The sequence below is a fragment of the Mesorhizobium sp. WSM4817 genome (genome assembly GCF_055811135.1).
Window position 1 is genome coordinate 292456 of record NZ_JBVVQQ010000003.1, and the last position, 13795, is coordinate 306250.

Sequence of the window (13795 nt, forward strand, 5' to 3'; positions counted from 1 at the left end):
CAGTGGAATGGCCGGCTGGCCCGCGGCAGCGGGCCGTCCGGCCGCCAGGACTCAGCCGAGCCCGGCTTCCTTGAGCTGGCCGTCGACGCTGGTCGCCAGCATGTCGAGGCCTTCATCGATCGGCACTTCCTTGGCCACCATCTTCTGCAGCGTCGCCGCCCATTCGGTGGTCAGATCGAAGAACAGCGGCTGCGGGGTGAACTTGATGCTGGCGCCGGGCGCCGAGACGTCGAACATCTCGACATAGCCCGGATAGCTCTTGTTCAGCTTCTCGCGGAACATCTGGTCGTTCCAGACCGACTGACGGACCGGATTGACGAAGTCCATCTCGGTCGCACCGAACAGTGCATGCTCGGGCCCTGATGCCCATTGCATGAAGTACCAGGTGGCGTCCTTGTCCTTGGAGAAGTTGGACATCGACAGCGACCAGATCCAGATGTTGGGCGTCGGAGCCTTGGCGGCGGGATTGGCCTTGAAGGCGGAGAAGGCGAGCTTGCCTGCCATCTTGTTGTCGCCGCCATTCATGAAGTAGCCGAGGATGTCGGCGTCGAAGATCATCGCCGAGGCGCCGGCGCCAAGGTCGGTGCCGACCTGATACCAGGTGTAGGTCGACCAGTCCTTGGGGCCGCTCTCCTGGATCATCTGGACCCATTGCTTGTGGAAGGCCTTGGATTCGGCGGTGTTCATCGCGGCCGACAATTTGCCGTCAGCCGAGACGTTCAGGTCCTTCTGGTCAAAGTTGGCATAAGCCGACAGGAAGCCGGGATGGATCGTCGCCCAGGAGCGTGAACCGCGCACGCCGATGCCGTAGACGCCACCACCAACATCCTTGGTGAGCTTGGCCGCCGTAGCGACCATCTCGTCCATATTGCCGGGAACGCTGACCCCGACCTTGTCGAACATGCCCTTGTTGTAGGTGATGTTGTTCTGTTCGAAGCCCCACGGAATGCACCACTGCTTGGCATCATCGGAACCGAGCACGCCGCCGGGCTGGCCGTTCCAGGCGCAGGACTTCCTGACGCCGGGCAGGAAGTCGTCCCAGGCATAGTTCACATTGGTTTTGGTCGGATCCTTGATCCACTCGTTGAGGTCGGTGATCCAGCCGGCCGGGCCGTAGGTCCAGGTCATGTAGGCGCCGGTCATGAAGGCATCGTATTCAGGCGAGCTGGCCGACAGCGCAGCGGTGACCTTGTCGAAATAGACATCCTCCGGGAAGACGTCGTAGACGACTTCCATGCCGGTCAACTTTTTGAAGTTTTCAAGGTTGGCGATCATCGCATCCGCGTAAGGATGCTTGTTGAGCAAGAGCTTGATGGTCTTGCCCTTGTGCGCCTGCCAGTCAAAGTCCGCCGCCAGCGCACGGGTCTGCCCCAGATTGAGCAGCGTTCCGGCCGTGCCGGCGGCAAGGCCCATCGCGCCAAGGCCCTTGATCAGCCCACGACGATCGACTTGTCCGCGCAGGAACGCGTCGATCAGGTCTTTTTCTTTCTCATGCATTTGTCTTCTCCTCCACAGGGTAGTTTCAATCGAATGGCTGCCGGCTACCCGACCGGCGTCTGCTCCACGAGTTTTCGCGCCGTCCGCTCATCGGTGACCAGGCCCTTGAGATAGCGACCCTCCAACACCGATTTGATGGCACGAACCTTCACCTTGCCGCCGGCAACGGCGACAATCCTGCGATTGCTGATGTCTTCGCGCGCCAGTGCCAGCGCCCGGTTGGAAAGCGTCGTCTCGACCGCCTTTCCAGCGTCATCGAAGAAATGGCCGAGCAGCTCGCCGACTCCGCCGTTGCGGCGGATCTCCTCCATTTCGCCCTTCTCGATCATGCCGGTGGCGACCAGCGACGCCTCGCGCTCGGCAGTGCCGATGCCGGCGATGAGCAGGTCGGCGGCCTTGCCGAGATCAAAAACCTCGCTGATGCCCTTCTGCCCGAGCAGCACGGTTCGATCCTCGACCGTGTTGGCGAACATCGGCACCGGCATCACATAGGCTTCGGCGCCGGTCCGTTCGGCCAGGCGGTGAATGACGTCGTGCGGATTGGCCGAGAACTTGCGCGTCAGGCCGCCAAGCAGCGAAACGAAGCGGGTCTTTTCGGCCGATATGCGCGGCAGATATTCGACGCAGGCGGCGAGCGTGCGGCCATGGCCGACGCCGATCAGCGTATCCTCGCCGCGTTCGATCTCACGTTTGAGGAACTGCGCGCCGGCGATGCCGAGCGCCTTGAGCGGCAAGTCCTCGCCATCGAAGTCGGGAACGACCTCGCAATAATCGAGGCCGTAGCGGCTGGACAAATCGTCTTCAAGCGCGACGCATTCCGACACTTCGCCGTCGATATAGACTTTGACCAGCCCTTCCTGATTGGCCTTGGTAATGAGGCGATGCGCCTTGAGGCTGGTCAGGCCAAGCCGCTTGGCGACCTCCGACTGGGTCAGGCCGCCAGCATAATGGAGCCAGGCGGCGCGCGTCGCCATACTGGTTTCATCGTCGCGCAGGAGGCCGTTTCCAAAACCAACCATTTCCGCCCTAAGATATTTTTATCAGCTGGTGCAAAATTTTTCACAAGGTGCCGCAGGAGTCAAGCGCCGCAGCGTTCAAATCAGCTTGAGAGGGCAAAAAAGGCCTGCTGAAGCAGCCATCGTGCAGGGCGGTGCCAGTCTGAAATGCCATGCCTGTCGACCTGAAGGGCAAAGGCTGAACGGCTCGCTCCAAGCGAACCAGTTGCATGGCCGCAAAGGCCTGCTCCCGTTCAATGAGCGCATAACTGGGCTGACCGACGCCAACCGCCGATTTGCTGAAAATGCTCTGCCCGCCGAATGGCGGTGGAGTTCGCTTGCGGATCAGGCGAATTCGGGCAAGGAGGTCAGGGGCCGAGACGTATCGATCTTCACATTGCGAGAGCTACAATAATTCTTCACGAACGGCTATCTATCCTGGCGACAGGTGTTTGGTTCGAGTCACGAGGGGCGCGGCTTGGAATTCGATTTGAAGACCATTGAGGCGCTTGCTCCCGATCAGGCGTCGCTGAGCGCCGCCTCCAAGCTGACCAAACGATCGAACTGGCCGCGGCTCGAAAAGCATGAGCCCCAGGCGCTCATCTGGGGTGAATGCCAGGGCTCCGGCTCCAATCCATATCGGGTGGTGGTCGACACCGGCGATCACGGCTACAAATGCACCTGCCCGTCGCGAAAATTCCCGTGCAAGCACGCGCTGGCGCTGATGTGGATTGCCGCCACCGCGCCAGCCAGTTTTGCCGCGGCCGAATCCTCGCCGGAATGGGTGAATGACTGGCTTGGCAGGCGCAGGAAGACGACGCCACCGCCAGCGCAACCGATAGAAGGTGCGGCAGCCAAGAGCATCGATGAGGCTGCACGGACGGACGAGAGCGCCGCGGTAGAAGACGTTGCGGCGGTGGAGCGTCGTGAGGCTGCGCAGCGCAAGCGGGCGGAAGACACACGACAAGCAGTGTCGGCGGCGCTCGATGAACTCGACCAATGGATCGCCGACCAGTTGCGGCTTGGTCTTTCCGGGTTTGTCGACGGCAGCAGCGACCGTTGCCGCCGGATTGCCGCGCGGCTGGTCGACATGAAGGCAACCGCGCTTGCCGGTCGCATCGACGAGATCCCTTCGCGGCTGATGGCGCTGCGAAGCGAAGAAAAACCAGATGCGGCGATCCGTGAGCTCGGCAAGCTTGTGCTGCTGGCCAAGGCGTGGCGGTCGGCGCCCGACGATCCCGAATTGAAGCGCCTCGTATCGACCTCTGAAACCCGCGAACAGGTCCTGGCCAATCCGGATGCAAGACAGGTCGAAAGCTTCTGGGAGGTTCTGGGCGAGAAGATCGAGAGCCGCCGTGACGGTCTCGTCAGCCATTCGACCTGGCTGCTCGATCTGAAGTGCGCTACCCCGCAATTTGCCGTGCTGCTCGACTATTTTCCGGCTTCTGCCGGACGCCGGTCCAATGCTTTTGCGCCGGGCGATCGTTTCGATGCCCGGGTGGTCTTCTATCCATCACGCAAGCCGCTGCGCGCACTGGTGGCAGAACGCATGGGTGAAGTGACGTCCGGCGCGTGGCCTGATTTCAGCTTTCGCGCTGCAAAGGACCCACTCGCCACGCATGCTTCCTATCAGGATGCTGCGCCTTGGATTACCGACTGTCCTCTCATGCTGCCGCCTGGTGCGATCCTGGTCGATGACCGCGGCACAGGCTGGTGGCAGGCCGCGGATGATCCGCAAGGGATCGCCTTGCCGATCGCAGGCGCTGTCAATCAAACATTGCTCGGCCTCGACCTTGCGGCCACGGCAGCGCTCTGGGATGGCGCCCGGCTTGACCTTCTGGCGGCTCAAAGCGGGTTCGGGAGGCTTGACCTGTCGTGAACGAGGGCGAGCAAACAGGCCTGGCGACAATGCGCGATTGCTGGATCACCGGCGGAGCCACCTTCGATCTGGCTCCGACCGCCTGGAAGACAATCGCCGGCGGTGCAAGTCCCGACGAGCAGGAGCGCCGGCTCCTGGCAATCGCAGCACAGGCGCTCGACGTCGCCCTGCGGCCGGCGGCGCCGAAGACACTCAGGCGCCGGCCTCCGCTGCCCAGGCTTGCGCTCCCGATGCTGCCGGAGCGGTTGCGGCCGCTGTTGAGAGCCGCTCTGAAACATGCCGTCGAAGCGAGACGCAAGTCGCGCGTGGTGACGCTTGTCGCCAGCCGCGGCTTTGTGCTCCATCCGATGGACTGGATGCCCGTGGCGTCGGATCAGAACAGTCCGGACGTCTACGCTCCCTGGATCGACTGGCAAGTATGCGTGGACGGGCAGAGACATGCCCCGCAAGAGAAACTGACGGTGGAAAATTGGGATGAGTTCTATCCCGCCGCGCGACGCATCGCGCTGGCAGACATGCGCCGCAGTGAACCGGCTTCGGCTCGACTGCTGATCGAGGCCAAGGCGTCGGGCGAGCCCGCCGAGGTCAGGCTTGCGCTCGTCGAACTCATGCGCTTCGGCCTGAATCCTGAGGACGCGCCGTTCCTTAAAAGCCTCTCCGCCGACAGGTCCGGCAAGGTGCGCGAACTGGCTGGCCGGCTGCTAGCAAGGTTGGGCGAGCACGGCCGTTCAAACGATGGCGGACCGGATGATCCCGCAGCTGAACTCGCCGCTTTCATCAGCGAAGGCAAATCCGGCTTCATCCGCCGCCGCAGCATCTACACGCCGGCGAAGTTCAAATCGCCGGCGCAGGAAAAGCGTCGCGCCGAATTGTTCGAGACCTGCAATCTGGTCGACCTGGCCGCGCGGTTCAGTGTTACCGAATCTGAGTTCATAGGAGCCTGGCAATTCGGCGCCGACAACAATGCCGACATCCTGATCGCACGAATGGTCGCCGCTTCGGGGAGCGACGCCGCGGTGACGCATATGGCGGACGCACTTGTCGCCGATGGCGGCAAGCCAGCGTTGTTCGTACTGCACCTCACGCCACGCCTGGACAGTCGCAAAAAACGAGCCCTCGTCCGGCTGATCCTCAAGCAAGCGAATTACCTCAACGCGATCAATCTGGCGGAAGGCATTGATGCTGGCTGGCTGGAATGGGACGATCTTTCGAATGGGTCGGCTCTTGCGGCGCTGCGTTCCGTCGTTGCGGGAAACGACGACGCCATGCGCCGGGGCGCCGACGATATACTGGAAACGATCGGCTACCTTGCCACCGCGACCACAGCAGCAAAATTGATCGACGAGGTCGTCGCCGCCGGCATGCCGCCCGCAGCCCCATCACTCAGTGTCCTGCGTCTCAACGCGGCGCTGGCCGAACATCAGTCTAGAACCGACACATGATCAATCCGGAGAATTCATATGAACGCTGCCATCCGTCTGCCGGTCGAGCAGGCCTATGCCTCTGAATTGCAGGCGCTGGCGCGCAGTGACGACAGGCAAAAGCCTGCCGGCTGGAGCCTCTCTCCACAAGCTGTGCTGACTTATCTGCTGGGCGGGAAGGCCGGTGACGGCACGCCGGTAACGCCAAAATATGTCGGTCGCCGCCGACTGATGGAGACCGCGGTGGCAACGCTCGCCACCGACCGCGCACTGTTGCTGCTCGGCGTTCCCGGAACGGCCAAGTCCTGGGTGTCGGAACATCTGGCCGCCGCCATCATGGGCGACTCGACGCTGATCGTGCAGTGCACGGCCGGCACCGACGAGAACCAGATCCGCTATGGCTGGAACTATGCACAACTTCTGGCAAAGGGCCCGAGCCAGGAAGCATTGGTGCCGACGCCGCTCTACCGCGCCATGCAGACCGGCAAGCTCTGCCGACTCGAGGAACTGACGCGCATGGGCTCGGATGTGCAGGACACGCTGATCACCGTACTTTCCGAAAAGATGATGCCGATCCCGGAATTGAACACATCGATCTATGCCCAGCGCGGCTTCAACATCATCGCCACGGCAAACAATCGGGACAAAGGTGTGAATGAACTCTCCTCGGCACTCAAGCGTCGCTTCAATGTCGTGGTGCTGCCATTGCCGGAAGACATGGCTGAAGAGATGGCGATCGTCTCCAAGCGGGTCGATGAGATGGCCGGCGGGCTCGACCTGCCGGTGCCGAAAAATGTCGGCGAGGAGATAGCCCGGGTATTGACCATTTTCCGTGAATTGCGGTCCGGTGCGACCGCCGACGGCAAGGTGACGCTGAAGACGCCCTCGGGCTCGCTGTCGACCGCCGAGGCGATCGCGACGATGGTTGGCGGGCTGAGCCAGGCGGCGTGGTTCGACAGCGGCAAGCTCGGCGCCGAAGGTCTCGCCGCCAGCCTTGTCGGCGCAATCGTGAAAGACCCGGTACAGGACAAGGTCGTGCTGGAAGAATACCTGGAAACAGTGCTCAAGAAGCGACCTGACTATGCCGGTTATTATGCGGCCTTGAACGCCGCGATCTGACGTCATGGGGCACAGCGACGTCGCCTATTTCGGCATACGCCATCACGGGCCGGGTTCCGCCGACAGCCTTGTGCAGGCATTGCAGGATTTGCAGCCGGTCGCCGTGCTGATCGAGGGCCCGATCGATGCCTCCGCGCTGCTGCCGTTGCTGGCCCGCCCGGAGATGCAGCCGCCGGTAGCACTGCTTTGCTATCCGGAGGAGGATCCGGCTTCGACGAGCTTCTGGCCATTCGCCGAGTTCTCGCCGGAATATCAGGCAGTCCTTTGGGCCGTGGACAACAAGGCGGCGTTGCGCTTCATCGACCTGCCGTCGTCGGCGCGCTTCTCGGAAGCGGCGGTCGACGGCGCGGAAAAAGTCGATGCTGACGAAGCGAAGGAATCAGGCGAGCGTGACGATGTGGCTCCGCATCGGCGTGATCCGATAGGTACGCTGGCCCGCGCCGCCGGCTATGAGGATGGCGAAAGCTGGTGGTCGGACATCATCGAGCAGAATCCGGAACCAGGCCCCATATTCGCGGCCATCTCCGACGCGATGATGACGCTGAGGGATGGCGAAGGCTCGATCGCGCAGTTCGAGGCCAGCGCGAAGCGCATATGCGGCTCGAAATCGCTGCGGCGCGCAAGGATTTCGACGGACCTGTCGCCGTCGTCTGCGGGGCGTGGCATGTGCCGGCACTGCAGGCGACACACATGCAAAAAAACGATCAAGCCCTGCTTAAGGGGATTGCAAGGCGCAAGAGCACGATGACGTGGGCACCGTGGACGGGACCGCGTTTGGCGCTGGGCTACGGCTATGGCGCGGGCGTCGTCGCACCCGGCTGGTGCAAGCATCTCTGGCGCACGCGCGGCCGGCGCGATGCAGCAACCTTGTGGCTTGCAATGATTGCAGCGGTGCTGCGGGTGAAGGGTCACCTGGTCTCGACCGCTTCGCTGATCGAAGCGGAGCGGCTCGCCCGCACGCTCGCCGCGATTCGCGAGCGGCCGAAACCCGGATTTGAGGAATTGCGCGACGCCGCAATTGCGGCTCTGTTCAACGGCGAAGCGTTGCTGTGGGCCGTGGTCCAAGCCGAGCTGCTTCTAGGTGCGGACGTCGGCGAAATTCCACCCGACACGCCGTTGGCGCCGTTGATCGAGGATCTGCAGCGCAACCAGAAGGCGGCGCGGCTGAAACTTGAAGCATTGGAGCGGGAACTATCCGTCGACCTGCGAAGCGACAGCGGGCTGTTCCGTTCGACATTGCTGCATCGGCTGAACGTGCTCGGCGTGCATTGGGGCAAGTTGACGGACGCCGGTCGCAGCCGTGGCACTTTCCGCGAGCGGTGGACCCTGGCCTGGGAGCCGGAATATGCCGTTCGCCTGGTGGAGAACCTGATCTACGGGCCGACCATCGAAAAGGCTGCCAACGGCCGCCTGATCCAGATGATCAAAGCCGCAGCAACCCTCGATAGTCTTGCGGCACTGGTCCAGGGCGCCATCACGGCAGGCCTGTTGGAAGCATCGACGGCCGGTCTCGCGGCCCTGGAGGCGCGCGCGGCGCGCAGCAGCGAATGCCTGGAGATTCTGGCCTCGGTGCCGCCGCTCGCCGACATCATCCGCTATGGCGAGGCGCGCAAAACGGAGACGAACCGGCTTTCCGGCCTCATGGAGCGGCTGATCGTCGAAGGTGCGATCGCGCTTCCCTATGCGGCACGCGACCTGGATGAGCAGGCCGCCGCGACGCTGGTAAGAGCGATGCGCAAGGCCGATGAGGCGATCAGGCTGGTGGAGCCGGGGGAAGACGTGCTGAACGGATGGCGCAACGGGCTGGCTGCCGTTCTCGAGGGGTCGCGGGCGACGGCGCTATTGGCCGGATGCGCCGCGCACCTGCTCTACGAGGCCGGCCGCCTGTCCGCCGAAGCCGCAGCCGAGCTGCTCGGGCGACGCCTGTCGCCGGGCACGCCAGTCGCCGAGGCGGCGGGGTTCTTCGAGGGCTTCTTCAGCACAGCGGGTCAACGGCTGATCTATGACGAAGGTCTCCGCAGCGCGGTCGATTCCTGGCTCAAATCTCTCGACGAAGATGCTTTCATCGCGCACCTGCCGTTGCTGCGCCGCGTCTTTTCCAATCTGGACAGCATGGAGCGCCGGCGACTGATCGAAGCGGTTCTCGGCCGTGCCGCGCGCTTGCCGGCTGGCCTGACGCCGACGCCGAATGGCGGCGAGGCATGGCGCCGACACCTGGAACGGCTTGGACCATTGCTCATGGGAGGAAGCGGCAATGGATGACGAGGGCGAAATGAACGGGCCCGGCCGACTCACTGCAGATGCCGGAGGGGAGCGCCGCTGGCGCCTGGCGATCGGCGCCGATGACGAGGCGTCGGCGGCACTTTCCAGCGACGACAAACGACTTTCGGCGGCGCTCGATGCTCTCTACGGCGATGGTGCCAGCGCGGCGGCCAGTGACCCGCGCAAGCGGCGTGGCGGGCTTGGCCGCTCGGCACCGCGCGTTGCGCAATGGATGGGGGACATTCGCTCCTTCTTTCCCGCGCAGGTCGTTCAGATCGTCCAGAAGGACGCATTCGAACGGCTGGACCTGAAGCAGATGCTGATGGAGCCGGAGTTCCTCAAGGCGATCGAGGCGGACGTCAACCTGGTCGCCGACCTGATTTCGCTGCGTTCGGTCATGCCGGCCAAGACCAAGGACATCGCCCGCACGATCATCGTAAACATCGTCGCCAAGCTGATGCAGAAGCTGGAGCAGAAGACCGCCGAGGCGATACGCGGCGCGCTCGACCGATCGAAGCGCACCAACCGTCCGCGTGCCCGCGATATCGACTGGCAGCGCACCATCTCGGCGAACCTTCGCCACTACCAACCCGAGCACAAAACTATCGTGCCGGAGAAGTTGGTTGGTTTCATGCGCAAGCAGCGTCGGCTGGTCGACCTTGACGAAGTCGTTCTCTGCGTCGACCAGTCCGGCTCGATGGCAAGCTCGGTCGTCTACGCCTCGATCTTCGCGGCGGTGATGGCCTCGCTGCCGGTCGTGCGCACCAAGCTCGTCTGTTTCGATACGGCCATCGTCGACCTTACCGAAGAACTCAGCGATCCCGTCGAAGTGCTGTTCGGCGTGCAGCTTGGCGGCGGCACCGATATCAACCAGGCCGTCGCCTATTGCGCCGACCGTATCGAGCGGCCAACCAAGTCGCATCTGGTGCTGGTCACCGACCTCTACGAGGGCGGCAATAGCCAGGAGTTGCTGCGGCGGCTGGCGGCGCTGGTTCGATCCGGCGTCAATGTCGTCGTGCTTCTGGCACTGACCGACCAAGGCCGGCCCGGCTATGATCCGGCAATGGCAGGTTCGGTCGCAGCACTTGGCATTCCGGTCTTCGCCTGCACGCCGGATCTGTTTCCGGACATGATGGCGGCGGCATTGCGCCGCGAGGATATCGGCGCCTGGGCGGCGGGAGCCGACATCAAACTGGTTCGAGCCGAGGCCGAGGCGTCCAGGGCGGACGAGTGAGCCCATGTCACAGAAGGTTGCCGCGCTCCTGTCGCGGCTGGAAAAACGGCTGGACAGGTCAGCGATTGTGGCCGGCAGTTCCGCTATTTCATGTCCTTCAATCCCGCATGCGCCACGGCGATGCGAGCGGCAAGCGCGGCGTTGTTGCGGACCAGCGCGATGTTGGCCTTCAGGCTGCGGCCTTGCGAAAGCTCGTTGATGCGGGCGAGCAGGAACGGCGTCAGCTCCTTGCGTCCGATGCCGCGTTCTTCGGCTTCCGCCACCGCTGCCGTGATCGTGCCGTCGATGAAGGCCGGATCGAGCGCATCCACTTCCGGAATTGGGTTGGCGACGAGGATGCCTGTGCCCGAGCCGATCTGCTCGTGCAGCAGCATGGCCTGCGCAATGTCCTGCGGCGTATCGAGGCGGTGATCGGCTTTAAGTCCGCCGGAGCGCGTATAAAAAGCCGGAAAGTCGTCGCTCTGGTAGGCAATCACCGGCACGCGCTGGGTCTCCAGATATTCCAGCGTTTTTGCAATATCGAGGATCGATTTCACGCCGGCGCAGACGACGGTCGTGCCGGTCTGGCCGAGTTCGGTCAGGTCGGCCGAGATATCGAAACTGGCCTCGGCGCCACGATGCACGCCGCCGACGCCGCCGGTCGCGAAAATACCGATGCCGGCCAATGCAGCGATCCGCATCGTCGCCGAAACCGTGGTTCCGGCCGAGCCGCCGCCCACCATAATGGCGGCGAGGTCGCGCCCGGACGCCTTGACCACGTCCTTTGCCGCTGCCAGCTGCTCCAGTTCACGGTCATCGAGCCCGACCTTGATCCTGCCGGCAACCACCGCGATCGTGGCGGGCACGGCGCCATTCTCGCGCACCACGGTCTCGACGCTGCGGGCAGTCTCCAGATTGGCCGGATAGGGCATGCCGTGGGTGATGATCGTCGATTCCAGCGCCACCACCGCGCGGCCTTCACGAAGTGCTGCCGCGACTTCGTCGTTCAGATGGAGAAGGGAAGGTTTCATCGTCGTTCGCTTTCAGGGTTCGACTCGCGTTCAGGCGGGAATGCGGTACATGCCGGCGGTGAGGAAGCGCGGCGACAGATCGGGATGGACGCTGGATTCGCTCTCGGTGGTCAGCGTGGCGAGCAGCGCCCCGGTGCGCGCCGCGTCGAGCACGGGATCGCCCGAAAGCACCTTGTACATGGTGCCGGCAATCATTGCGTCGCCGGCTCCGGTGATGTCGACGGCGCGGGCCGGGACGGAACGCATCGTTGCCACGCCGCCTTCGGTCGCGACCCCAAATCCGTGCGCGCCCATGGTCACGATCACCTCGCTGGCGCCGGCCGCGCGCAGCGCCGCCGCTGCCTCTTTCGGCTTCAGCCGCTTGTCGGCATCGGTGATGCCAAGCATCGTATTGGCCTCGTCATGGTTGGTGAATAAGAGGTCGATGCCGGCCAGGTCCTTCGGCAGGCGCGCCGATTTCGGCGACGACACCGTGTCGACGGCGAGCTTGAAGCGCGCGCCCTGCTTTCGTGACATCAGCGCTGCGATCGTCGCGGCCGGCAGGTTGCAGTCGATGAACACCCAATTCGCCGAAGCCAGATGCGGCCAGAAACGGTCGAGACAGGAGGGCGAAAACAGATCGAAGATCTCCATGTCGGCGATGCCGAGCACGAGATCGTTGTTGAGATCGAGGATAGCCGCATATTCCGCCGTCGGCCGCTCCGTGGTGGTGATGACCTGGCTGACGTCGGCGCCGAGGTCGCGCAGATGCCGCACCAGCGAGCGGCCGGTCTCGTCGTCGCCGACGATCGAAACGAAGCTTATGTCGACGCCGAGGCGGACAAGGTTCTCGGCGACGTTGCGGGCGACGCCGCCGAAGCTGCGATAGCCGTCGACCGGGTTCGACGTCCCGAAGATCAGATCCTTCTTGGCGTGGTACTTGCGGTCGAGGACGGCGCCGCCGATGCAGATCATGCGCTTGGAGGCCGGCAAGACATAGCCGCGGCCAAGAATGTAGCCCTTGTTGACGAGCTGCACGATGTGGGCCGCGACGGTCGAGCGGGCAATTCCGAGCGCGGCCGCTATGTCCTGCTGGCCGGCGAACGGGTTCGCCGCGATGAGATCCAGCACTGCCCGTTCCTGTGCTCCAAGGTCGTCCATTGCCTCACCTCGGCCCGCGCGTTTCATGCTGAACTTTGACCAACAACAGATGATGTTGTCAACATTTGTTTGGCTGGCGAGCCTGTCGATGCCAGTCGCTGGTACTGGTCAACGCCTGGCGCCGCATCACATTACTTGTTGCCGATGACAAGAAGTTTGAAAGCACGCTCATGAGCGAACAGGAATTGATGTCGGAGTTGGAGCGGTTGGTTTCCGAGGATCGGAACCCGAGGACGATGGATATCGACCTGCTGCCGACCATCGATATCCTGCGCATGATCAATGACGAGGACAGCGGCGTTCCGGCCGCCGTCGAGAAGGTCATTCCGCAAATTGCTGCCGCCGTAGACCGGATCGTTAGTGCGTTTCAAAAAGGCGCGCGGCTTGTCTATATGGGCGCCGGCACGAGCGGCCGGCTGGGGGTCCTCGATGCCTCGGAATGTCCGCCGACATTTGGCGTGCCCGAGGACATGGTGCTCGGCCTGATCGCCGGCGGCCCCAAAGCGCTGGTGCGGGCTGTGGAAGGCGCCGAGGACGATCCGCAACAAGGCATCAAGGCACTGCAGGGCATCAAGTTGACCGCCGACGATGTGGTGGTCGGCATCGCGGTCAGCGGCCGCACACCCTACGTCATCGGCGGCTTGACCTATGCAAAGCAGGTCGGAGCAACGACGGTGGCGCTTTCCTGCAACCCCAGGTCAGTCATTGCCGACATTGCCGACATTGCCATCTCTCCGCTTGTCGGTCCAGAGGTTCTCGCCGGCTCGACCCGGTTGAAGTCGGGAACCGCGCAAAAGCTGGTTCTCAACATGCTGACGACAGCCAGCATGATCCGGATCGGCAAGAGCTATCAGAACCTGATGGTCGACCTCAATCCCAGCAACAAGAAGCTCGTCGCCAGGGCGGTCGGGATCGTCATGCAGACCACCGGCTGCACAGCGCAGCAGGCACGACGGGCGCTCGACCAGACCGGCAAGGACGTCAAGCTGGCGATACTGGTGACAATCACCGGGATGGGCATCGAAGAGGCACGCGAGGCGCTCGACAATGCGGGCGGTTTTTTGCGAAAGGCGATCGGCGAAAAGACGCTGTGAAGCTGTCTGGATACCGGTATACCAGTATCCAGGATGGACCGACTTCGACAAAGGCAAGGCATGGGACCTTGCTCACCAAACGGATCCATCCGACACATCCATTTCGACAGCGCGGGATTATCGAGATTCGCCCATCGGTCGGCG

General features: G+C 63.3%; 10 protein-coding genes and 1 pseudogene. 7 read left to right on the forward strand and 4 right to left on the reverse strand.

Features of this window, described 5'->3' with window-relative positions; all coding sequences use genetic code 11:
- Nucleotides 1-51: 51 nt before the first annotated feature.
- Both AC0L2K_RS06270 and AC0L2K_RS06275 read right to left on the reverse strand, forming a co-directional pair.
- A complete protein-coding gene (locus tag AC0L2K_RS06270; RefSeq protein WP_123146896.1) occupies nt 52-1497 on the reverse strand; it encodes an ABC transporter substrate-binding protein in 1446 nt (481 codons plus the stop codon).
- A 44-nt stretch (nt 1498-1541) separates the two neighbouring features.
- The gene (locus AC0L2K_RS06275) at nt 1542-2516 is read right to left on the reverse strand and encodes a sugar-binding transcriptional regulator (RefSeq protein ID WP_027152561.1); all 975 of its coding nucleotides are present in this window, start codon (nt 2514-2516) and stop codon (nt 1542-1544) included.
- 28 nt (nt 2517-2544) lie between these two features.
- Here AC0L2K_RS06275 and AC0L2K_RS06280 point away from each other — a divergent pair, with 28 nt between their 5' ends.
- The 6 genes and pseudogenes from AC0L2K_RS06280 to AC0L2K_RS06305 all read left to right on the forward strand — a co-directional run bounded on the left by AC0L2K_RS06280 (nt 2545) and on the right by AC0L2K_RS06305 (nt 10407).
- Nucleotides 2545-2907 (forward strand): hypothetical protein, encoded by a 363-nt coding sequence (locus AC0L2K_RS06280; RefSeq protein ID WP_473530882.1) that lies wholly within the window; start codon nt 2545-2547, stop codon nt 2905-2907.
- A gap of 63 nt (nt 2908-2970) precedes the next feature.
- Nucleotides 2971-4371 carry an SWIM zinc finger family protein gene (locus tag AC0L2K_RS06285; RefSeq protein WP_473530883.1) on the forward strand — a complete coding sequence of 467 codons (1401 nt, stop codon included), beginning with the start codon at nt 2971-2973 and terminating at the stop codon, nt 4369-4371.
- Entirely contained in the window at nt 4368-5813 is a 1446-nt protein-coding gene (locus AC0L2K_RS06290; protein ID WP_473530884.1) for a DUF5691 domain-containing protein, read from the forward strand. The genes AC0L2K_RS06285 and AC0L2K_RS06290 overlap by 4 nt, the downstream gene beginning before the upstream one ends.
- An 18-nt stretch (nt 5814-5831) precedes the next feature.
- The gene (locus AC0L2K_RS06295; RefSeq protein ID WP_473530885.1) at nt 5832-6911 is read left to right on the forward strand and encodes an ATP-binding protein; all 1080 of its coding nucleotides are present in this window, start codon (nt 5832-5834) and stop codon (nt 6909-6911) included.
- 4 nt (nt 6912-6915) lie between these two features.
- Nucleotides 6916-9173: pseudogene (locus tag AC0L2K_RS06300) on the forward strand (DUF5682 family protein).
- Nucleotides 9166-10407 carry a VWA domain-containing protein gene (locus AC0L2K_RS06305; protein ID WP_473530886.1) on the forward strand — a complete coding sequence of 414 codons (1242 nt, stop codon included), beginning with the start codon at nt 9166-9168 and terminating at the stop codon, nt 10405-10407. The pseudogene AC0L2K_RS06300 and the gene AC0L2K_RS06305 overlap by 8 nt, the downstream one beginning before the upstream one ends.
- An 83-nt stretch (nt 10408-10490) precedes the next feature.
- On the opposite strand, the gene AC0L2K_RS06310 is transcribed toward AC0L2K_RS06305, so the two are convergent.
- Together AC0L2K_RS06310 and AC0L2K_RS06315 are read right to left on the reverse strand one after the other, a co-directional pair.
- Nucleotides 10491-11417 (reverse strand): pseudouridine-5'-phosphate glycosidase, encoded by a 927-nt coding sequence (locus tag AC0L2K_RS06310; protein ID WP_473530887.1) that lies wholly within the window; start codon nt 11415-11417, stop codon nt 10491-10493.
- Nucleotides 11418-11447: 30 nt separating this feature from the next.
- Nucleotides 11448-12557: a carbohydrate kinase gene (locus AC0L2K_RS06315; protein ID WP_473530888.1), complete on the reverse strand. Its 1110-nt coding sequence runs from the start codon at nt 12555-12557 to the stop codon at nt 11448-11450.
- A 170-nt stretch (nt 12558-12727) separates the two neighbouring features.
- On the opposite strand from AC0L2K_RS06315, the gene murQ reads away from it, so the two are divergent.
- Nucleotides 12728-13651: an N-acetylmuramic acid 6-phosphate etherase gene (gene murQ / locus AC0L2K_RS06320; RefSeq protein ID WP_473530889.1), complete on the forward strand. Its 924-nt coding sequence runs from the start codon at nt 12728-12730 to the stop codon at nt 13649-13651.
- The last annotated feature ends 144 nt before the right edge of the window (nt 13652-13795 follow it).

Coding starts and splice junctions, on each gene's coding strand:
- AC0L2K_RS06270 (WP_123146896.1), bottom strand. CDS start 1,497: ATGCATGAGAAAGAAAAAGACCTGATCGACGCGTTCCTGCGCGGACAA.
- AC0L2K_RS06275 (WP_027152561.1), bottom strand. CDS start 2,516: ATGGTTGGTTTTGGAAACGGCCTCCTGCGCGACGATGAAACCAGTATG.
- AC0L2K_RS06295 (WP_473530885.1), top strand. CDS start 5,832: ATGAACGCTGCCATCCGTCTGCCGGTCGAGCAGGCCTATGCCTCTGAA.
- AC0L2K_RS06305 (WP_473530886.1), top strand. CDS start 9,166: ATGGATGACGAGGGCGAAATGAACGGGCCCGGCCGACTCACTGCAGAT.
- AC0L2K_RS06310 (WP_473530887.1), bottom strand. CDS start 11,417: ATGAAACCTTCCCTTCTCCATCTGAACGACGAAGTCGCGGCAGCACTT.
- AC0L2K_RS06315 (WP_473530888.1), bottom strand. CDS start 12,557: ATGGACGACCTTGGAGCACAGGAACGGGCAGTGCTGGATCTCATCGCG.
- murQ (WP_473530889.1), top strand. CDS start 12,728: ATGAGCGAACAGGAATTGATGTCGGAGTTGGAGCGGTTGGTTTCCGAG.